The sequence below is a fragment of the Corynebacterium sp. HMSC067D03 genome, from assembly GCF_001811185.1.
GTDB lineage: Bacteria > Actinomycetota > Actinomycetes > Mycobacteriales > Mycobacteriaceae > Corynebacterium > Corynebacterium coyleae.
This window is the reverse complement of sequence record NZ_KV803791.1, coordinates 1-19673: the sequence shown is the minus strand read 5'-3', so window position 1 is coordinate 19673 and position 19673 is coordinate 1. Positions and strand designations below refer to the sequence as shown.

The window sequence follows — 19673 nt, the reverse complement described above, 5'->3', positions numbered from 1 at the left end:
CAGAGCGGCAACAACATTGTTTCTCAAAGTCTCTAGGAGTTCTCATCAGCGCTGAAGCTCGGATTAACGATCGAATCCGCGTCCCCGAAGTTCGCCTTGTCGGCCCGTCCGGCGAGCAGGTCGGCATTGTCCGTACGGATGATGCCCGCAAGCTGGCGTACGAAGCGGATCTCGACTTGGTTGAGGTGGCGCCGAACGCTAAGCCGCCTGTGGCCAAGATCATGGACTACGGCAAGTTCAAGTACGAGCAGGATCAGAAGGCCCGCGAGGCCCGTAAGAACCAGCAGCAGACCGTGGTTAAGGAACAGAAGTTCCGTCCCAAGATCGATGAGCACGACTACCAGACCAAGAAGGGCAATGTTGAGCGCTTCCTGGAGAAGGGCAACAAGGTCAAGGTCACCATCATGTTCCGCGGCCGCGAGCAGTCCCGCCCTGAGCTGGGCTACCGCCTGCTGGAGCGTCTCGCTGAGGATATCGGCGAGTTGGGTGTGGTCGAGTCCCGCCCGAAGCAGGACGGCCGCAACATGACGATGGTCTTCGGACCGGCTCGCAAGGGCAAAAAGTAAGTTTTGAAATAACCGACACTCTGAAGGGCTTTCACCATGAAGCAGAAGACCCACAAGGGCACCGCAAAGCGCATCAAGGTCAACGGCAAGGGCAAGCTGCGCCGCGAGCAGGCTGGTAAGCGCCACCTGAACGAGAAGCTCTCCTCGAAGCGTCGCCGCAAGCTCTCCGGCACCACCGACGTCGCTAAGGCTGACGTCAAGCGCGCAAAGCGCCTCCTCGGCATGTCCTAAGCACTGCCCGATCAATCAACCGATTACGAGATAAGAAAAGGAAGTTTGACTCATGGCACGTGTGAAGCGTTCAGTCAATGCTAAGAAGAAGCGCCGCGCAATCCTCAAGTCCGCGAAGGGCTACCGTGGCCAGCGTTCCCGCCTCTACCGCAAGGCTAAGGAACAGTGGCTGCACTCCCAGACCTACGCTTACCGCGACCGTCGTAAGCGCAAGGGTGAGTTCCGCAAGCTGTGGATCCAGCGCATCAATGCTGGTGCACGCATGAACGGCATCACCTACAACCGCCTCATCCACGGCCTGAAGCTGGCTGAGGTTGAGGTCGACCGCAAGATCCTCGCCGAGCTCGCTGTCAGCGACTTCGCTGCATTCTCCGCCCTGTGCGAGGTTGCAAAGAACGCTCTGCCGGAGGACGTCAACGCTCCGAAGAACGCCGCATAAGCGCTTTCGCTTTTCGACGACACACCGCCCCGTCCCACCACACCAGGTGGGACGGGGCGGTTTTTGTTCGCGGTAAGGTATCGGCCATGGCATTGGATTTTGAGCAGCCGTTTACTGAGCGCACCCCGCGTGTGGTCAACGCTGCGAAGCTGAAACGCGCGGCGGGTCGTCGCAAAGCAAAAGCTTTTCTCGCGGAAGGGGAGAACGCCGTGGAAGCGGCGGTGGCTACGGGTGCAGCAACAGACTTGTTTGTCACCGAAGCAGCGGCTGAGCGTTTCGAGGAAATCGTTCGCGCCGCTGGCTACATGGATGTCTACACGCATGCCATCAACGACAAAGCTGCTCAGCACCTCGCCGACGCGGTGACCAACACGGGTATTTTCGCGGTGTGTAGGCCGGTGCTGTGGACGGTGCCGTCGATCCTCAAGGGCCGGCCCCGTCTAGTCGCGGTGTGCGTGGAGACCAACGACCCAGGCAACGCAGGCACGATCATCCGCCTAGTAGATGCGCTGGGCGCGGATGCAGTCATCTTCGCTGGGGACACCGTCGATCCAGAGTCGCCGAAAGTGGTGCGTTCCACCGCAGGATCGTTGTTCCACGTACCAGTGGCACGTGACCGTGATGTCCACCGGGTAATTGGGCAGCTGCATTCTGCAGGATTAGCTACGGTGGCAACCTCGGCGTCGGGGGAGACATCCCTCGCGCAAGCGGACGAGGTGCTTGCACGCCCAACAGCGTGGCTGTTTGGCAACGAGGCCCACGGGCTTAGCGATGAGCTTCTCACCAATGCTGATCACCGGATCTCCATCCCGATTAAGGGCAGCGCGGAATCGCTGAATCTCGCTACCGCTGCATCCATGTGCCTCTGGGAATCCTCCAAGGCGCTCGACGCAGACGAAAGGTAATCGCGATACCGACACCTATCGCATGTCCCCCTCGCGCATTCATGTGTCGGCTCCACGGGTAAAGTGGTGGACGCTTTTGAACCGACATCGCTGCAGACGCCCTGAGCTGCAGAGCACTTGTGGAAAGGCGCGGGTGAGCGTAAGCGTGGCCGACAACGCAACACAACTTCCGGATATTGAACTGACCGAGGAAGCCCTGAACCAGGCAGCAGACGATGCGATTGCTGCGTTCGAGGCTGCTGCGGACCTCGCGGCACTTGAAGATGCGCATCGCGCGCACCTGGGGGAGAAGTCCCCGATCATGCAGGCGCGTAAGTCGCTGGGGTCCATTCCGAAGGATCAGCGTAAGAACGCTGGTCGCTTTGTGAACATGGCGCGTGGCCGCGCCGAAAAGGTCTATGCCCAGCTGCGCCAGGTCCGCGAAGCAGAGCACCGCGAGAAGCAGCTGCGTGAGGAAAAGGTTGACGTTACGTTGCCTACCGCACGCGCTCACGCCGGCGCGATGCACCCGATCACCACACTGTCGGAGCACATCTCCGACATCTTCATCGGCATGGGTTGGGAAGTGGCCGAAGGCCCCGAGGTTGAAGCGGAGTACTTCAACTTCGACGCGCTGAACTTCATTCCGGACCATCCGGCCCGCACACTGCAGGACACCTTCTACATTGGCGAAGAAGGCTCCAAGCAGGTCATGCGTACACACACCTCGCCGGTGCAGGTGCGAACGATGCTTGAGCGCGATGTGCCGATCTACATTGCGTGCCCGGGCCGTGTGTTCCGTACGGACGAACTCGATGCCACCCACACCCCTGTGTTCCACCAGGTGGAGGGTCTCGCTGTGGACAAGGGACTGACGATGGCGCACCTGCGCGGCACGCTCGACCACCTGGCTAAGGTGCTGTTCGGCCCGGAAACCAAGACCCGTATGCGTACGAACTACTTCCCGTTTACCGAACCGTCTGCCGAGGTGGACGTTTGGTTCCCGAACAAGAAGGGCGGCGCTGGCTGGATTGAGTGGGGCGGCTGCGGCATGGTCAACCCGAACGTGCTGCGTGCTGTTGGCATCGACCCGGAGGAGTACACCGGTTTTGCGTTCGGCATGGGCCTTGAGCGCACGCTGCAGTTCCGCAATGGCCTGTCGGATATGCGCGACATGGTCGAAGGCGATGTCCGTTTCACTATTCCGTTCGGCGTGCAGGCGTAAAAGGAGAACCAAGAATGCTTATTTCCAAGAATTGGATCACCCGCCTGCTTAATCAGGCAGGCAACCAGGGCTTCAATCCCTCCGACGAGGAATTGGACGCCGGTTTTGTCCGCGTCGGTTTTGAGACCGAGGGCTACGAGCCGCTGCCTGAGGTGACCGGCCCGCTCGTCATTGGCCGAGTAGCCGAGATCGAGGAACTGACCGGGTTTAAGAAGCCCATCCGCTACTGCCAGGTTGATGTCGGACAGGCCAACGGCACAGGTGAACTGCAGGGCATCATCTGTGGCGCGCGAAACTTCAAGGAAGGCGACCTAGTCATCGTGTCGCTTCCGGGTGCGGTATTGCCAGGTGGCTTTGCTATCTCCGCGCGCAAAACCTACGACCACATTTCGAACGGCATGATGGCGTCCGCAGCAGAACTTGGCCTGGCTACAAAGAGCGAAGGCATCATCACACTGGAGGCGGGGGCAGCGACCCCGGGCGATGACGCTCGCGAGATCCTCGGCTCCGGCGACACCGTGTTCGAGGTCAACGTCACCCCGGACCGTGGCTACGCACTGTCTGCGCGCGGCCTGACCCGTGAGATCGCATCCGCCTTCGACCTGGCGTTTAAGGATGTCGCGCAGGATCCGTCGATCGCAGGCGTTAATATGTCTGTTGTTCCGGAGCCGGCAGGCGAGAGCATCCCCGTCGAGGTTGAGGCCTTGACGAAGGCGCAGCGTTTCGGTCTGCGCACCGTGAAGGGCATCGACCCGAAGGCGCAGGCACCGTTCTGGATGCAGCGTGAACTCATGCTCAGCGGTGTTCGCTCTGTAAACGCGGCGACTGACGTGACTAACTACGTCATGCTGTTGCTTGGTCAGCCGATGCACGCATTCGACGCCGACAAGATCTCCGGCGGCTTACGGGTGCACACTGCTGAGGTCGGTCAGAAGTTTGAAACGCTCGACCACGTTGAGCGGACGCTGACCGCAGACGATGTGGTGATCAGCGACGACAACGGCATCCAGTCCCTCGCCGGCGTTATGGGTGGCACGACGTCGGAGATTTCCGACGACACCGTGAACGTCCACTTCGAGGCTGCAACCTGGGATCCGCTGACTGTTGCTCGTACTGCACGTCGCCTGAAGCTGAGCTCGGAGGCCTCTCGTCGATTTGAGCGCGGCGTTGACCCCGCCATCGTCGAGGTCGCTCTGGATGCCGCTTGTGCGCTCCTCGTCGAGATCGCTGGCGGCTCGATCGAGGCTGGCCGTACGCTTGTCGGTGACGTTAAACCGCGTGAGCCGATTGCCATGCGTGCCTCGCGCCCGTCGGAGCTCATCGGTGTGGACTACTCCCGCGATACGGTTGTGCGCCGTCTTGAGGAGGTCGGCTGCACTATCGCAGGCGAGGGTGAGAACCTTCAGGTCACGCCGCCGACATGGCGTACCGATATCACCGTTCCGGTGGAACTTGTCGAAGAGGTCGTGCGCCTTGAGGGACTCGACGATATCCCGTCGATCCTGCCAACACCGCGTGGTGGTCGCGGCTTGAGCCCGCTGCAGCGTCGCCGTCGCGCGGTCACGCACGCGCTGGCGTACTCCGGCTACGCGGAGATCATCCCGACGCCGTTTATTGCCAACGACACGTTCGACGTGTGGGGGCTCGACGCAGACGATCCGCGCCGCAACACGGTGAAGGTGCAGAACCCGTTGGATGCTGACTACGGCATCTTGGGCACGACGCTTCTGCCGTCGATGCTCGAGGCAGCAGGCCGCAATGTTGCCCGCGGCCGTGGCGATATTGCGCTCTACTCGGTTGCACAGACCTCTGAGAAGCGCGCGGATGTTTCGCCGTTGCCGGCCGTTACCCAGCGTCCAGCAGACGACGTTGTCGCAGAACTTATTCAGTCGCTGCCAAAGCAGAATCTGCATGCCGCAACGGTGGCGCTCGGCAACGTCGAGCTCGAGGGGCCGTGGGGCAATGGGCGCGCCTATGAGTGGTCGGACGCGATCCAGTCTGCGCAGATCGTCGCCCGCGCATGCGGTGTTGAACTCGACATCGTCGCTGCCGAGGTTCTGCCGTGGCACCCGGGGCGCTGTGCGGAACTCTCTGTCCGCGATGCTGCTGGCGAGCGTATCGTCGTTGGCCATGCTGGCGAGCTGCACCCGCAGATTCTGGAGAAGCTAAACCTGCCAGCGCGCACGTGCGCGATGGAGCTCGACCTGACTGCGATCCCGCTGGAGGAGCGTCTTCCGGCGCCGCGCCTGTCGTCGTTCCCGCTGTTGCACCAGGACATCGCGCTCGTCGTCGATGAGGAAGTTCCGGCTGAAGACGTCCGTCGCACTCTCGTTGAGGGCGCAGGTGAGCTTGTCGAGGACGTAACGCTTTTCGACGTCTACCGTTCGGAATCCCTCGGCGAGGGCAAGAAGTCTCTCGCATTCGGCCTGGCCTTCCGTGCGCCCGATCGCACGCTGAAGGAAGAGGAAGGCTCGGAGGCACGCCTCAAGGCAGCCGAGTTGGCTAAGGAGCGCTTCGGCGCAGAAATGCGCGGGTAAATATTAATCCGTGAATAACTTACGGCGCACTGCATAACTGATACACTGTCCGCTATGTCAGAAAGTGTGATCAAGGTTGCGGTCGCCGGAGCCACCGGGTACGCAGGGGGTGAGATTCTCCGTCTGCTGCTCGGGCACCCCGCCTACCTGGCGGGAACGTTAGAGATTGGTGCGCTAACCGGAGCATCAACCGCTGGCCAGCAGGTCGGCGATCTTATGCAGCATCTGCCGGAACTTGCAGATCGGGTCATTGAGCCGACAACAATCGATGTGCTCGCTGGCCACGATGTTGTGTTCCTCGGCTTGCCGCACGGCCACTCCGCCGAGATCGGACAGGCGCTCGGCGAGGACGTCGTCGTGATCGACTGCGCTGCAGATTTCCGGTTGCGCGATGCGCAGCAATGGACGCGTTTCTACGGCTCTGAGCATGCAGGATCTTGGCCTTACGGGCTTCCCGAACTGCCGGGTCAGCGGGCCGCCCTGCAGGGGGCAAACCGTGTCGCTGTCCCGGGGTGTTTCCCCACTGGGGCAACGCTTGCGGCCTGGCCGGCACTCGAATCGGGGCTCGTGGAGCCTGACCTGACCATTGTCGCCGTTTCCGGTGTCTCAGGTGCTGGCAAGAAGGCGAATGTGGATCTCCTCGGCGCGGAAACGATGGGCTCCTTGAAAGCCTATGGCGTCGGCGGGACGCACCGGCACACACCAGAAATCCAACAGAATCTCGAGAGTGTTGCTGGCGCCAGGGTTTCCGTGAGCTTTACCCCGGTACTGGCACCGCTGCCGCGTGGGATTCTCACCACAGTGACCGCACCATTGGTGCAGGGCGTTACAGCAGAGGCGGTAAATAGCGCGTACGAACAGGCGTACCAGGGAAAACAGTTTGTCAGGCTGCTTCCGGCAGGCTCGCAGCCGCAGACCCAGCATGTCGTGGGCGCGAACATGTGTGCCGTGCAGGTTGAAGTGGACGAGCACGCCGGCAAGTTGGTGGCGACGAGTGCCATCGACAACCTGACCAAGGGCACTGGTGGTGCCGCTGTGCAATGCATGAACCTTGCACTCGGGTGGGACGAAGGGGCAGGACTATCGCGAGCTGCGGTGGCTCCGTAACCGCCACTTCACAACGACTCTCCACCCCTGTTGAAAGGAAAACGAACAATTCATGACCACCACCGGAGTAACCGCGCCGAAGGGCTTTAGCGCCGCAGGTATCAGCGCCGGCATCAAGGCGTCTGGCAACCGTGACCTTGCACTGGTTGTCAACGAAGGTCCAGAGTTCGCTGGTGCAGCCGTATTTACTCGCAACAAAGTGTTTGCAGCGCCAGTGAAAGTGAGCCGTGAGACCGCAGCTGGCGGCACCATTAAGGCACTGATTGTGAACTCGGGAAACGCGAACGCGTGTACCGGCGCACAAGGATACGAAGACGCAAAAGCCATGCAGCGCCTTACCGCAGAAGGCATCGGGGCCGACCCAGCCCACGTTGCGGTCTGCTCGACGGGGCTGATCGGCGACACACTTCCGATGGACAAGGTGGAAGCCGGTATCGGTGTCGCAGTCAAGCAACTCGGCGATGATGGAGCGGGTGCTGCGGACGCGATTCGGACGACAGATACGGTGGCGAAAGAAGCCGTCGTCAAGGGCGACGGCTGGACTGTGGGGGCGATGGGAAAGGGTGCCGGCATGATGGCGCCGTCGCTGGCGACGATGCTTGTCTGCATCACCACCGACGCAAAGGCTGACAGCGCCACGTTGCAGGCTGCGCTCGAGCAAGCCTGTGCCATGACGTTTAACACGTTGGATATTGATGGCTCGACTTCCACCAACGACACGGTCGTCGCAATGGCAAGCGGTGCCAGTGGCGTGACCCCAACGCAAGCAGAACTCAACGCCGCAGTGCACGAAGCGTGCGCGAAGCTAGCGGCGATGATGCAGTCGGATGCGGAAGGCGTGACCAAGCGTGTCGCGATCACCGTCCAAGGAGCGCTCGACGATGCACAAGCACTCAACGCAGCGCGCGCGATCGGCCGCGACAGCCTAGTGAAGACAGCGATGTTCGGCTCCGATCCGAACTGGGGCCGCGTGCTGGCAGCCGTAGGCATGGCCGATGCCGAGATGGATGCGGAGAACATCTCCGTGACCTTCAACGGTCAGACCGTATGCGAACAGTCGACCGGCGCACCGGGCGCCCGCGACGTTGACTTGAGCGGAGCCGACATCGACGTTGTTGTGGACCTGGGCACCGGGGGAGCGGGCAGCGCAACCGTGCGCACAACCGACCTCTCGCACGCCTACGTCGAGATCAATTCCGCGTACTCGAGCTAGGAGGTGGGTGAGTTGATGCCTAATCTAACGAGTGAACAGCGCGCCACCGTCCTTGCCGAAGCACTGCCGTGGCTGCAGCACTACCGCGACAAGATTGTGGTGGTGAAGTACGGCGGTAACGCCATGATTGATGAAGACCTCAAGGAGGCGTTCGCCGCAGACATGGTGTTTCTTCGCACCGTTGGCGCAAAGCCCGTGGTCGTACACGGCGGCGGGCCGCAGATCAGCGCGATGCTGAAGCGTTTGGGCCTCGACGGCGGCGAGTTTGTCGGCGGGTTCCGTGTCACCACGCCGGAAATCCTGGATGTCGTGCGCATGGTGCTGTTTGGGCAGGTGGGTCGTGATCTTCTGGGCAAGATCAATTCCCACGGCCCGTACGCGGTAGGCACCTCAGGCGAGGATGCCGGCTTGTTTACGGCCAAGCGCCGCCAGGTTGAAGTGGAAGGTGAGCTCGTTGACATCGGTCTCGTGGGCACGATCACCGACGTGAACCCGGCAGCGGTGATGGACATCATCGACGCCGGCCGTATCCCGGTCGTCTCCGGAATTGCACCGGGGGAGAACGGGGAGGTGTACAACATCAACGCTGACGAAGCCGCGGGTGCGCTGGCAGCTGCGATCGGCGCGGAACGCCTCGTAGTTCTCACCAACGTGGAGGGCCTTTACACCGATTGGCCCAACCGCGATTCGCTTTTGTCCAAGATCGAGGCGGCCGAGCTTGAGAAGATGCTGCCGGGCCTAGACACCGGGATGATCCCGAAGATGGAAGCTTGCCTGACCGCGGTCCAGGGCGGGGTGAAAGCGGCACACGTTATTGATGGTCGTGTGGCCCACTCAGTGCTTCTCGAACTACTGACCATGGGTGGTGTGGGCACGATGGTGCTTCCAGACGATTACGACCGCACCCACTACCCAGACGGCACAATCTTTAGGAAGGATGAGGCATGAGCAACTTCGCTACACGCTGGTCGGAGTCACTGCTAGACACGTACCCAGCCCCGCCGGTTGAACTCGTCTCTGGCGATGGCGCTACCGTCACCGATGCCGACGGGAAAACGTACATCGACATGCTCGCAGGCATCGCCGTGAACGCGTTGGGACATGCCAACCCAGCCATCGTGCAGGCGGTGTCGCAGCAGGTGGCCACTCTCGGCCACGTATCTAACCTGTTTGGTTCCCATCCGGTGGTTGAAGTAGCGGAGAAGCTGCGCGCACGCGTCGGCGACGAGACCGCCCGTGTGTTTTTCAGCAACTCCGGCGCAGAGGCCAACGAGGCCGCGTTTAAGCTTGCCCGTCTCACTGGTCGGGGGCGCATCCTCGCAGCCGAGCATGGTTTCCACGGCCGCACCATGGGCTCGCTCGCGCTGACCGGACAGCCAGAGAAGCAGGCCCCGTTCGCGCCATTGCCCGCCGGCGTGGAGTTCTACCCGTATGGCGACATTGATGCGCTGACGGCTCTGGTTGAGCAGAACCCTACCGATACTGCCGCCATCATCTTGGAGCCGATTCAGGGCGAAACCGGCGTCATCCCGGCGCCCGAAGGCTTCTTGCAGGCGGTGCGCTCGCTTTGCGACGAGCACGGCATTCTCTTCATCACCGACGAGGTCCAAACCGGAGTCGGCCGCACCGGCACCTTCTTCGCCTTCGAAGACGCAGAGGTCGTGCCGGATGTCATCACCATGGCCAAAGGTCTCGGCGGGGGACTGCCCATCGGCGCGACGATAGCCCGCGGTAAAGCCGCGACACTGTTCACTCCGGGCAGCCACGGCACAACCTTCGGTGGCAACCCTGTCGCCTGCGCTGCGGCCAACGCGGTGCTGGACACTATTGACGATGGGTTCCTGGCCAATGTTCGTCGCAAAGCAGCAGTGCTTATCGACGAAACCACGGACGTTCCCGGCGTCGCGGAAGTGCGCGGCCGGGGACTCATGCTGGGCGTTGTGCTGGAGCAACCGGTTGCGAAGCTCGTCGTCAAGCATGGGCTCAAACACGGCGTCATTCTGAACGCGCCGTCCGACACCGTCATCCGACTCACCCCACCCCTGGTAATTAGCGACAACGAGATCCAGCAGGCGGTTGAGCGTCTCGCAGCCGCAATCGCACAAGCCGCAGAAAGGAACTAGACCAATGGCTCGTCATTTTCTCGCAGACGACGATCTCACCCCAGCAGAACAGGCTGAAGTCCTTGCACTCGCAGCGGAGCTGAAAAAGGCACCGTTGTCGCACCGGCCGTTGGAAGGGCCGCTTTCAGTGGCAGTCCTGTTTGACAAGACCTCGACACGTACGCGGTTCTCATTCGACGCTGGTATTGCGCAACTTGGCGGTCAGGCGATTGTGACTGAGACTGGGCACGCGCAGATGGGTAAGGGCGAATCTTTCCAGGACACCGGTGCCGTACTGTCCCGCTACGTACAGGCAATTGTGTGGCGCACCTACGATCACCAGAACCTCGTGGACATGGCTGAGGCAGCCACCGTTCCTGTGGTCAATGCACTTACCGATGACCTGCACCCATGCCAGATCCTGGCGGACCTGCAAACCATCATCGAGGAGTTCTGCCCCGAGGAAGGTGCCGCTGGTTTGAAGGGGTTGAAAGCGGTGTACCTCGGCGACGGTGACAACAACATGGCTAACTCGTACCTGATCGGTTTCGCTACAGCGGGGATGGACATCACTGTTATCGCGCCCAAGGAATTCCAGCCGCGTGCCGAGTTTGTCGAGCGCGCCGAGAAACGCGCCGCAGAAACCGGCGCCCGAGTCACCGTGACTGATGATGTTGCAGCTGCTGAAGACGCGAACGTCGTGATCACCGACACCTGGATCTCGATGGGCATGGAAGAAGACGGCAAGGATCGTCGCACACCGTTCTTGCCCTACCAGGTTGATTCGGACCTGATGGCGCGCGCGGCAAACGATGCAATATTCTTGCATTGCCTTCCCGCGTACCGCGGGAACGAGGTCGCCGCGGAGGTCATTGATGGCCCGCAGTCGCGCGTCTTCGACGAGGCTGAAAACCGTTTACATGCGCAGAAAGCGTTGCTGACCTGGCTTCTGGAGCACCAATAATGTCCCAACCTGTATCCCGTACCGCACGCCAAGCACGAATCCTCGAGTTGCTTGAGCAGACTCGTGTTTCCTCGCAGATTCAGCTGTCAGAGCTGCTGCTCGCAGAAGGCATCGACATTACGCAGGCGACCCTGTCGAGGGACTTGGATGAACTTGGTGCGAAGAAGATCCGCCCATCTGGCGGCGGCCGTGCCTACTACACGATCAACGGCGATGCCGATGGTTTTGAAAACGCGCAGACTGGCCCCCGTGAGAAGCTCCGCCGCATGATCGACGAGTTGGTCGTATCCGCGGATGGCTCGGGTCAACTTGCACTGCTGCGCACGCCCCCAGGTGCGGCGCAGTACCTGGCCAGCTACATTGACCGCGTAGGCCTCGACCAGGTTGTCGGCTGCATTGCTGGCGACGACACAATTTTTGTTCTTGCACGCGAACCGCTCACCGGCGTAGAACTTGCCGTGGAACTCTTCGGCGGACACGCCCGGGGCAGCGACTAAAAAGTTTTACCCTGCAGGTAACCTCATACTATTCATGAAATCTTTTGAAGGAGAATCGTTCTACCATGACTAATCGCGTTGTTCTTGCATATTCAGGCGGTTTGGACACGTCCGTTGCTATCCCGTACCTGGCTGAAATGACCGGCGGTGAAGTGATCGCGGTCTCCCTCGACCTTGGACAGGGCGGCGAGGACATGGAATCAGTGCGCCAGCGCGCATTGGACTGCGGTGCAGTGGAGTCCATTGTTGTGGACGCCAAGGATGAGTTCGCCGAGGAGTATTGCCTGCCCACCATCAAGGCAAACGGTATGTACCAGGGCGAGTACCCGCTGGTTTCCGCGATTTCGCGCCCGCTGATTGTCAAGCATCTCGTTGAGGCTGGTCACAAGTACGGCGGCACCCACGTCGCCCACGGCTGCACCGGCAAGGGCAACGACCAGGTTCGTTTCGAGGTCGGATTCCTGAACCAGGATCCGGACCTGGAGATCATCGCTCCGGCTCGTGACTATGCCTGGACCCGCGATAAGGCCATCGAGTACGCAGAGGGCAAGAACTTGCCGATTGAGCAGTCTGCCGCGTCGCCGTTCTCCATCGACCAGAACGTGTGGGGCCGCGCAGTTGAGACCGGCTTCCTTGAGGATCTGTGGAACCCGCCGACAAAGGACCTCTACGCCTACACCGAGGACCCGGCGCTCGGCAACGCTCCGGACGAGGTCATCATCTCCTTCGAGTCCGGCAAGCCGGTGGCCATCGACGGCCGTAAGGTCACGGTCCTCGAAGCAATCGAAGAGATGAACCGTCGCGCAGGTGCCCAGGGTGTTGGCCGTCTCGACATGGTTGAGGACCGTCTGGTTGGCATCAAGTCCCGCGAGGTCTACGAAGCGCCGGGCGCCGTCGCGCTGATCACCGCTCACAAGGCTCTTGAGGACGTCACCGTTGAGCGCGAGTTGGCTCGCTACAAGCGTCTTATCGATGCACGCTGGTCCGAGGAGGTGTACGACGGCCTCTGGTTCGGCCCGCTGAAGCGCTCCCTGGATGCGTTCATCGAGTCCACCCAGGAGCACGTCACCGGCGATATCCGCATGGTCCTGCACGCTGGCCAGATCACGGTCAACGGCCGTCGTTCCAACCACTCGCTGTACGACTTCAACCTGGCTACCTACGACACCGGCGATACCTTCGACCAGACCCTGGCCAAGGGCTTCGTGCGTTTGCACGGTCTGTCCTCCCAGATCGCGAACAAGCGCGACCGCGAGGCCGGCAAGTAAATGGAGCAGCACAAGACAAACGAAGGTGCGCTCTGGGGCGGTCGTTTTTCCGGCGGCCCGTCGGAAGCCATGTTCGCCCTGTCCGTGTCTACCCATTTTGACTGGGTGCTTGCGCCATACGATGTGCTCGCATCCAAGGCACACGCGAAGGTGCTGAACAAGGCAGGTTTGCTTAGCGACGACGACCTTGCCGTCATGCTCGACGGCCTGGACCAACTCGGCCGCGACGTTGCCGACGGCTCGTTCGGTCCGCTGCCGACCGATGAGGATGTCCATGGTGCGATGGAGCGTGGACTCATCGACCGTGTCGGGCCCGAGATCGGTGGTCGCCTGCGTGCGGGCCGCTCCCGCAACGACCAGGTTGCGGCCATGTTCCGGATGTGGCTGCGCGATGCCCTGCGAGGTGTCGCACTCGATGTCAGCGATCTGATCGACGCGATCGTCGCACAGGCGGAGGCCCACCCAGACGCGATCATGCCTGGCAAGACCCACTTCCAGGCTGCACAGCCGATTCTGCTTGCGCACTCGCTGTTGGCGCATGCCCAGCCGCTGCTGCGTGACCTGGACCGGATCAAGGATGCCGACAAGCGACTGGCAGTCTCGCCGTACGGTTCCGGAGCGCTGGCTGGTTCGTCGCTGCACCTCGACCCAGAGGCGATCGCAGAGGAGCTTGGTTTCGATTCTGCAACCGACAACTCGCTCGACGGCACCTCCTCGCGCGACTTTGCTGCAGAATCCGCGTACGTCCTGGCACAGATTGCGATTGATATCTCTCGTTTCGCCGAGGAGATCATCGCGTGGTCCACGCCAGAGTTCGGCTACGTCACGCTGCATGACGCGTGGTCGACCGGCTCGTCGATCATGCCGCAGAAGAAGAACCCGGACGTTCCGGAACTTGCCCGCGGCAAGGCTGGTCGCTTGATCGGTAACCTTTCCGGTTTGCTCGCCACGCTGAAGGCTATGCCGCTGGCGTACAACCGTGACCTTCAGGAAGACAAGGAGCCGTTGGTCGACTCGGTCACGCAGCTCTCCATCCTCCTGCCGGCGTTCACTGGACTGGTTTCCACGTTGACGTTCCATGAAGACCGCATGCGCGAACTGGCTCCTGCAGGGTTCACATTGGCCACCGACCTGGCCGAATGGATGGTGCGCCAGGGCGTTCCATTCCGTGAAGCACACGAGGCTTCGGGCGCCTGCGTTCGCATTGCAGAATCCCGTGGTGTCGATCTCGTGGATCTGACGGATGAGGAGCTAGCGGGCGTCGATAAGCGTCTGCTCCCCGAAGTGCGCGAGGTACTTACTGTCGATGGGGCGGTCGCATCCCGCGATACCCGCGGCGGTACTGCGAAACCGCGTGTGGTGGAGCAGCGGGAGCGTGTGCGCGAAGCGAACAAGGCTGCGCGCCAGTGGGCAGAGCAACCAGTACGGAAGAAGTAAATACACGTTCGCAGAGCGCAGTTCAGAGTTTCCCTTTAGCATTGGGATATGGATGCGCCAAATACCTATGAAGCCAAGCCCCGGGGACGGTCAGTCTCCGTGGTGCTTGGCCTCATTTTTATTGCAGTGGTCATCGCCGCAGTCGCGCTAGGCCGGGGGCTTCTTCCCTTTGGCAGTGACAGCGACGAAAAAGGCAGCGGCGATGAATCAAATCGCCAGTCGCATGGAGACGTGCAGCAACTCCACGGAGTGATCGGCTCTGAAAAGCGGGCTTTTTTTGAAGACCCCAAGGTCAAGGACAGACTTGCAGCGTTGGGCTACAGCGTCAGCGTGACAACAGCGGGGTCCCGCCAGATAGCTACCACCACGGATATTGCCGCACAAGATTTCGTTTTCCCGTCTTCCGGGCCTGCCACGCAAAAGGTGCGCGAGCAGGGCAGTGGCTACTCGGTGGATTTCCCGTTCTTCTCCCCGATGGCGGTAGCGAGCTGGAAGCCGATTGCGGATCTACTGGTAGCTGAGGGAGTCGTGGCTGAGCAGAACGGCGCTTACACACTGGACGTGAACAAGTACATGGACTTGGCCCGCTCCGGTAAACGATGGCGCGACTTGGGGGACGCGTTTCCGTCGCCACGCAATGTACAGGTCCGCTCGACAGATATCCGCACCTCAAACTCCGCCGCGATGTATCTGTCGCTGTTGGCGTGGGAGGTAGCACAGCGAGAACCCGATCGCGCCAATGACGTTGGTTTTCTTGTCGACGAGATCGCGCCCTTCTTCACCGCGCAGGGATACAGCGAAGCCTCATCCTCTGGCCCTTTTGCGGACTACCTCAGCCAAGGCATGGGAGCGGCACCGATGGTGATGGTGTACGAAGCACAGTTCATTGGCGAGCAAATGCGAGATAATTCCCGAATCCGCGACGATATGGTGCTGCTGCAACTCAGTCCGACAGTGCTGGCTAACCACGGCATCGTCGGGGTGAGCGAGGGCGGTAGAGAACTCGGTCGTCTGCTCACCAACGACCCCGAGCTACAAAGGCTGGCCGCGTACCACGGATTCCGGCCCGCGACCTCAGGCAACCTGGCCCAAGAGATGGAGGATCGAGGGCTCGATGCGCCTGCGGATTACGTCAATTCCATCGACCCACCCTCCTACGACAGGCTTGAACAACTCATCGACGGTGTCGGTCAACGCTATGGCGGAGCACCCGCACCGGTGAAGGAGGAGGAATAATGAATCGCCTCGTCGCGGCGCTTGCTGCGTTCATGTCTCTGGTGCTCGTCGCGTGTAGCACTTTCGAAGAAGGCACTTCCAATACTCCTGATACATCCGGCGCAGGGCCCAGCGGTAATGCCGATCTGACCATTGTCGCTGCAACCGAGCTCAAAGACCTCGAAGAATTGGTTGATCGTGCAGCAGAGGAGCTCGGCTTCACTATCGACATGCAGTTCCCCGGCGGAACTTTAGAAAACTCCCAAACGCTCAAACAGGGAGGTTTCGATGGGGAAGTGGATGCCACATGGTTTGCTACGAACCGCTACGTCAACCTGATCGGCGCCTCCGACAAGTTGGACGGTGAGACAAAGATTGCCACAAGCCCCGTCGCGTTCGGTGTATGGGAGGACAGCGCAAAGCGTCTCGGCTGGGACACCAAGCAGCCCACCTGGGCCGAGTTTGCCGACGCTGCCGCAAGCGGCAAGTTCACGTTCGGGATGACCAACCCGCAAGCCTCGAACTCGGGATTCTCCGCACTCGTCTCGGTGGCGACTGCGCTCGCAGACACCGGCGATGCGATTTCCCCTACTGACTTGGAGCGCGTTGGGCCACAGCTCAAGGAAATGTTCGAAGCGCAATCTATGGTTTCCGGTTCTTCCGGGTGGCTGGCTGAGACGTTTGTCAATGATTCGTCCCGAGGCGATGGCATCATCAACTACGAAGCAACACTTCACCAGCTAAAGGCCCAAGGTGTGCCTATTGAGGTTGTTGTCCCCGCCGATGGCGTGATTTCCGCAGATTACCCGTTATCGGCACTGGCTAACCCTGCGCATGCAGACGCGCGGGGTCGGGTAGAAGAGCTGTCGCGCTGGCTCCTGGAACACCAAGAGGACATCGCTCAGACCTATCGCAGGCCTGTGACCGGCGTGGATAACGTGCCGGTGGAGATAGCCAACCAACACGTCATCGAGCTGCCGTTCCCAGCCAACGAGGGAGTCGTCGATGAGCTGCTTTATGCGTACGACAACTCCTACCGCAAACCAGGCCGAACAACGTTTGTGCTAGATACTTCCGGGTCGATGGAAGGGCAGCGGTTGGCGTCGCTGAAAAGCATCATGCACTCGCTTATCGACGGCTCCGCTTCAACACTCACCGGTGACGTCTCCCTACGCGACCGGGAAACCGTCACGTTGCAAGCCTTTGATTTCGCACCACACGAACCGTTGACAGTTCGCTTCTCCCGGGAAGATCCGAAGTCTGCTGAAAAACTATCTGACTTCGTCGATGGTCTCCAGGCTGAGGGCGGAACCGCGGTGTATGAAACCTTGCTGAAGGCATTGAGGAATACGGACCCGAACGGAGGTATTCCGTCGATAGTTTTGCTGAGTGATGGTGAAAGCACCGTTGCCCCAGACTATGTCGAATTCAAGAGGCAGTATGAAGCATTGCCAGAACAGCTGCGTAACGTGCCTGTGTTCGTTATCTTGTACGGCGATGCTAATGCGATAGAGATGCAAGCACTTGCAGATCTCACCGGTGGTGAGGTGTTTGACGCGCTTGGTGGCGACCTGGCTGCTGCCTTTAAGGAGATTCGTGGATTCCAATAATTCGTCTGCGGGAAAAGCAGCCCGGTATTTCGCCTCACCCAAGAACCAGCTTGGGTTGGTGCTGGCTACCCTCGTGGTTGTGGTTCATATTGCGGTAGGTATCGGACTGTTCTGGCCGGTCGCCGCGGCGGCCGCGTATGGCGCCGGCGCGGCTCTTGCGCCGTCCCGGAAAACCAAGGACCTTCCAGCAGCACCAACCCTGCCCACGTCGCAAGTTCTCGAGAATGCGCTGCGGCAAACGACTGATCGGTTGGAATCGGCGAAGCCACCACGTCAGGTGATGATGCAGGCGCGAGCGTTTGAAAAAGCCTCCAAGTTCGTATTGTCCGAGTGGGAACACCTCGAGCCGACGCCTAAGCACCGGCAGACGATGTGGAATGTAGTCAATGTGTACTACCCGGAGGTCGTCGATACGTACCTTGATGCCCCTCAGTACCGAGACAAGTCTGCGGTGAGCGTGGTTGTGGACTCTTTAACCACGCTCACTCGCGCTGCTGAGCGGGTGCAGCAGGGGATTTTGGACGACAATCTGCGCGCCATGGATTCACAAGCGCAGTTCCTGCGTCAAAAGCTCGGTGAGTTGCCCGGACTCGACGACAGCTACCACGGAGGCAGCGGGTACGATCCGAAAGCATGAGTCTGGATCCGAAGCTTCTTAACGTCCTCGCGTGTCCCAAAGACAAGGGAACGCTGGAGTATGACCAAGAGCGGGAGCTGCTGGTCAACGAACGCCTCGGCATTGCCTATCGCATTGACGACGGCATCCCAGTTCTGCTCATCGACGAAGCAGAGCCATACATCTCGGCAAAGTAGAAGACGGAGAAAAACCCAATGAGCAAAAACATCATTGATGAGCTTGAGTGGCGCGGGCTGATCAACCAGTCCACGGACCTCGACGCACTGCGGAAGGAAACCGAGCAGCCGATCGTGCTGTACTGCGGCTTCGACCCGACTGGTCCCTCGCTGCACGCCGGCCACCTCGTTCCGCTGCTCATGCTGCGCCGCTTCCAAGAAGCAGGCCACACACCGATCGTGCTTGCTGGTGGCGCTACCGGCATGATCGGTGACCCCCGCGATGTGGGGGAGCGTTCTATGAACTCCGCGGACACCGTCCGTGATTGGGCGGACCGGATCAGCGGCCAGCTCAAGCGCTTCGTGCACTTTGATGGCGACAATGCAGCACGCCTGGTCAACAACAACGACTGGATTAAAGACCTTGGCGTTATCGAGTTCCTGCGTGATGTGGGCAAGCACTTCTCGCTGTCCACGATGCTCGGCCGCGACACGGTGAAGCGTCGTCTGGAGAACGACGGCATTTCTTACACCGAGTTTTCCTACATGCTGCTGCAGGCGAATGACTACGTGCAGCTGCGCCGCAACCACAATTGCGTGCTGCAGGTTGGCGGCGGCGATCAGTGGGGCAACCTCGTTGCGGGCGTTGACCTGAATCGTCGTATGGACGGCGAGCAGGTTCACGCGTTGACTGTTCCGCTGGTGACGGATTCCGAAGGTAAGAAGTTCGGCAAGTCCACTGGTGGCGGCTCGCTGTGGCTGGATCCCGAGATGACCAGTCCGTACACCTGGTACCAGTACTTCGTAAACACTGCGGACGCCGATGTCATCCGTTACCTGCGTTGGTTCACCTTCCTTGACCAGGAAGAGCTCAACCGCCTGGAGACCGAAGTGGCGGAGCGCCCATTCAAGCGTGAAGCCCAGCGTCGCTTGGCGCAGGAGATGACCGATCTGGTCCACGGCAAGGAAGCCCGTGAGGCTGTCGAACTCGCATCGCAAGCTCTGTTCGGTCGCGCAGAACTTACTGACCTCGACGAGAAGACCCTCGCATCGGCAGTCTCTGAAACCTCTGTCTTTGAGATCCCAGCCGGCGAAACCACGGATATCGTGGAGCTTCTCGTCGGTGCTGGTCTTGCAGAGTCGAAGGGTGCAGCGCGCCGCTCCATCAAGGAAGGTGGCGTGTACGTGAACAACGAGCGCGTCGAAGACGAGGCGTGGGCGCCGTCTGACCAGGATTTCCTCCACGGCACATGGCTGGTCCTGCGCCGAGGCAAGAAGAACTTCGCAGGCGCTAAGCGCGCATAAGCAACTGCTTATCGACGACACCACCCAGGCAGAAACCACCATCTGCCTGGGTGTTTGTGTTGTTTGTGAGTTCGTGGTTATATCTTCATCCGTTGCTTCGAGCGGCCTTGAGGGGCTGGCGAGAGGGAACAAGTTAATTTCATGAGGTTACGTGTTCAAGGTAAACGCTGGTTGAACTTGGGTTTGACTTTGGTTTACGTTGTGTTGTAGTCTCTGGTTCCGCCGCTTTGATAGCCGTGACCTTGAATGGTTGTGGTTGTTGGGTGTGCTGGTGTTGTTTG

Annotated in this window: 19 protein-coding genes; all 19 read left to right on the top strand. The window is 60.5% G+C overall.

Annotated elements, in window-relative coordinates; translation table 11 throughout:
- The first annotated feature begins 44 nt into the window (after positions 1 to 44).
- Positions 45 to 566, top strand: a complete 522-nt coding sequence (infC, locus tag HMPREF2785_RS02955) for a translation initiation factor IF-3 (protein WP_083279489.1) — start codon at positions 45 to 47, stop codon at positions 564 to 566.
- 36 nt (positions 567 to 602) lie between these two features.
- On the top strand, positions 603 to 797 hold the full coding sequence (gene rpmI, locus HMPREF2785_RS02950; RefSeq protein WP_070422917.1) for a 50S ribosomal protein L35: 195 nt from the start codon (positions 603 to 605) through the stop codon (positions 795 to 797).
- A gap of 52 nt (positions 798 to 849) precedes the next feature.
- Positions 850 to 1236 carry a 50S ribosomal protein L20 gene (gene rplT / locus HMPREF2785_RS02945; protein ID WP_070422916.1) on the top strand — a complete coding sequence of 129 codons (387 nt, stop codon included), beginning with the start codon at positions 850 to 852 and terminating at the stop codon, positions 1234 to 1236.
- 86 nt (positions 1237 to 1322) lie between these two features.
- Positions 1323 to 2141 (top strand): TrmH family RNA methyltransferase, encoded by an 819-nt coding sequence (locus HMPREF2785_RS02940; RefSeq protein WP_070422915.1) that lies wholly within the window; start codon positions 1323 to 1325, stop codon positions 2139 to 2141.
- A gap of 133 nt (positions 2142 to 2274) precedes the next feature.
- The gene (gene pheS, locus HMPREF2785_RS02935) at positions 2275 to 3345 is read left to right on the top strand and encodes a phenylalanine--tRNA ligase subunit alpha (protein ID WP_246821136.1); all 1071 of its coding nucleotides are present in this window, start codon (positions 2275 to 2277) and stop codon (positions 3343 to 3345) included.
- Between the two features lie 14 nt (positions 3346 to 3359).
- Complete coding sequence (gene pheT / locus HMPREF2785_RS02930; protein ID WP_070614218.1) at positions 3360 to 5882, top strand: phenylalanine--tRNA ligase subunit beta; 2523 nt, start codon at positions 3360 to 3362, stop codon at positions 5880 to 5882.
- Positions 5883 to 5936: 54 nt separating this feature from the next.
- Positions 5937 to 6989 carry an N-acetyl-gamma-glutamyl-phosphate reductase gene (argC, locus tag HMPREF2785_RS02925; protein ID WP_070614217.1) on the top strand — a complete coding sequence of 351 codons (1053 nt, stop codon included), beginning with the start codon at positions 5937 to 5939 and terminating at the stop codon, positions 6987 to 6989.
- Between the two features lie 52 nt (positions 6990 to 7041).
- A complete protein-coding gene (argJ, locus tag HMPREF2785_RS02920) occupies positions 7042 to 8202 on the top strand; it encodes a bifunctional glutamate N-acetyltransferase/amino-acid acetyltransferase ArgJ (protein WP_070614216.1) in 1161 nt (386 codons plus the stop codon).
- Between the two features lie 15 nt (positions 8203 to 8217).
- Positions 8218 to 9150: an acetylglutamate kinase gene (gene argB / locus HMPREF2785_RS02915; protein ID WP_210386082.1), complete on the top strand. Its 933-nt coding sequence runs from the start codon at positions 8218 to 8220 to the stop codon at positions 9148 to 9150.
- On the top strand, positions 9147 to 10325 hold the full coding sequence (locus HMPREF2785_RS02910) for an acetylornithine transaminase (protein WP_070614215.1): 1179 nt from the start codon (positions 9147 to 9149) through the stop codon (positions 10323 to 10325). The genes argB and HMPREF2785_RS02910 overlap by 4 nt, the downstream gene beginning before the upstream one ends.
- A gap of 4 nt (positions 10326 to 10329) precedes the next feature.
- Entirely contained in the window at positions 10330 to 11268 is a 939-nt protein-coding gene (gene argF, locus HMPREF2785_RS02905; RefSeq protein WP_070614214.1) for an ornithine carbamoyltransferase, read from the top strand.
- Positions 11268 to 11765 (top strand): arginine repressor, encoded by a 498-nt coding sequence (locus tag HMPREF2785_RS02900; protein WP_070449951.1) that lies wholly within the window; start codon positions 11268 to 11270, stop codon positions 11763 to 11765. The genes argF and HMPREF2785_RS02900 overlap by 1 nt, the downstream gene beginning before the upstream one ends.
- Before the next feature lie 65 nt (positions 11766 to 11830).
- Entirely contained in the window at positions 11831 to 13033 is a 1203-nt protein-coding gene (locus HMPREF2785_RS02895) for an argininosuccinate synthase (protein ID WP_070422906.1), read from the top strand.
- Positions 13034 to 14470 (top strand): argininosuccinate lyase, encoded by a 1437-nt coding sequence (argH, locus tag HMPREF2785_RS02890; RefSeq protein WP_070422905.1) that lies wholly within the window; start codon positions 13034 to 13036, stop codon positions 14468 to 14470. It abuts the gene before it with no gap.
- A 48-nt stretch (positions 14471 to 14518) separates the two neighbouring features.
- On the top strand, positions 14519 to 15706 hold the full coding sequence (locus HMPREF2785_RS02885; RefSeq protein WP_070614213.1) for a hypothetical protein: 1188 nt from the start codon (positions 14519 to 14521) through the stop codon (positions 15704 to 15706).
- Complete coding sequence (locus tag HMPREF2785_RS02880; protein ID WP_070449945.1) at positions 15706 to 17295, top strand: VWA domain-containing protein; 1590 nt, start codon at positions 15706 to 15708, stop codon at positions 17293 to 17295. The genes HMPREF2785_RS02885 and HMPREF2785_RS02880 overlap by 1 nt, the downstream gene beginning before the upstream one ends.
- The gene (locus tag HMPREF2785_RS02875; RefSeq protein WP_070614212.1) at positions 17282 to 17932 is read left to right on the top strand and encodes a hypothetical protein; all 651 of its coding nucleotides are present in this window, start codon (positions 17282 to 17284) and stop codon (positions 17930 to 17932) included. The genes HMPREF2785_RS02880 and HMPREF2785_RS02875 overlap by 14 nt, the downstream gene beginning before the upstream one ends.
- On the top strand, positions 17929 to 18108 hold the full coding sequence (locus tag HMPREF2785_RS02870; RefSeq protein WP_070422901.1) for a Trm112 family protein: 180 nt from the start codon (positions 17929 to 17931) through the stop codon (positions 18106 to 18108). The genes HMPREF2785_RS02875 and HMPREF2785_RS02870 overlap by 4 nt, the downstream gene beginning before the upstream one ends.
- A gap of 18 nt (positions 18109 to 18126) precedes the next feature.
- Entirely contained in the window at positions 18127 to 19392 is a 1266-nt protein-coding gene (gene tyrS, locus HMPREF2785_RS02865) for a tyrosine--tRNA ligase (RefSeq protein ID WP_070422900.1), read from the top strand.
- Positions 19393 to 19673 lie beyond the last annotated feature (281 nt).

What these genes read in the sequence shown, in the direction of transcription:
- rpmI (WP_070422917.1), top strand. Translation starts at nt 603, where the DNA reads ATGAAGCAGAAGACCCACAAGGGCACCGCAAAGCGCATCAAGGTCAAC.
- rplT (WP_070422916.1), top strand. Translation starts at nt 850, where the DNA reads ATGGCACGTGTGAAGCGTTCAGTCAATGCTAAGAAGAAGCGCCGCGCA.
- HMPREF2785_RS02940 (WP_070422915.1), top strand. Translation starts at nt 1,323, where the DNA reads ATGGCATTGGATTTTGAGCAGCCGTTTACTGAGCGCACCCCGCGTGTG.
- pheT (WP_070614218.1), top strand. Translation starts at nt 3,360, where the DNA reads ATGCTTATTTCCAAGAATTGGATCACCCGCCTGCTTAATCAGGCAGGC.
- argC (WP_070614217.1), top strand. Translation starts at nt 5,937, where the DNA reads ATGTCAGAAAGTGTGATCAAGGTTGCGGTCGCCGGAGCCACCGGGTAC.
- argJ (WP_070614216.1), top strand. Translation starts at nt 7,042, where the DNA reads ATGACCACCACCGGAGTAACCGCGCCGAAGGGCTTTAGCGCCGCAGGT.
- argB (WP_210386082.1), top strand. Translation starts at nt 8,218, where the DNA reads ATGCCTAATCTAACGAGTGAACAGCGCGCCACCGTCCTTGCCGAAGCA.
- HMPREF2785_RS02910 (WP_070614215.1), top strand. Translation starts at nt 9,147, where the DNA reads ATGAGCAACTTCGCTACACGCTGGTCGGAGTCACTGCTAGACACGTAC.
- argF (WP_070614214.1), top strand. Translation starts at nt 10,330, where the DNA reads ATGGCTCGTCATTTTCTCGCAGACGACGATCTCACCCCAGCAGAACAG.
- HMPREF2785_RS02900 (WP_070449951.1), top strand. Translation starts at nt 11,268, where the DNA reads ATGTCCCAACCTGTATCCCGTACCGCACGCCAAGCACGAATCCTCGAG.
- HMPREF2785_RS02895 (WP_070422906.1), top strand. Translation starts at nt 11,831, where the DNA reads ATGACTAATCGCGTTGTTCTTGCATATTCAGGCGGTTTGGACACGTCC.
- argH (WP_070422905.1), top strand. Translation starts at nt 13,034, where the DNA reads ATGGAGCAGCACAAGACAAACGAAGGTGCGCTCTGGGGCGGTCGTTTT.
- HMPREF2785_RS02885 (WP_070614213.1), top strand. Translation starts at nt 14,519, where the DNA reads ATGGATGCGCCAAATACCTATGAAGCCAAGCCCCGGGGACGGTCAGTC.
- HMPREF2785_RS02880 (WP_070449945.1), top strand. Translation starts at nt 15,706, where the DNA reads ATGAATCGCCTCGTCGCGGCGCTTGCTGCGTTCATGTCTCTGGTGCTC.
- HMPREF2785_RS02870 (WP_070422901.1), top strand. Translation starts at nt 17,929, where the DNA reads ATGAGTCTGGATCCGAAGCTTCTTAACGTCCTCGCGTGTCCCAAAGAC.
- tyrS (WP_070422900.1), top strand. Translation starts at nt 18,127, where the DNA reads ATGAGCAAAAACATCATTGATGAGCTTGAGTGGCGCGGGCTGATCAAC.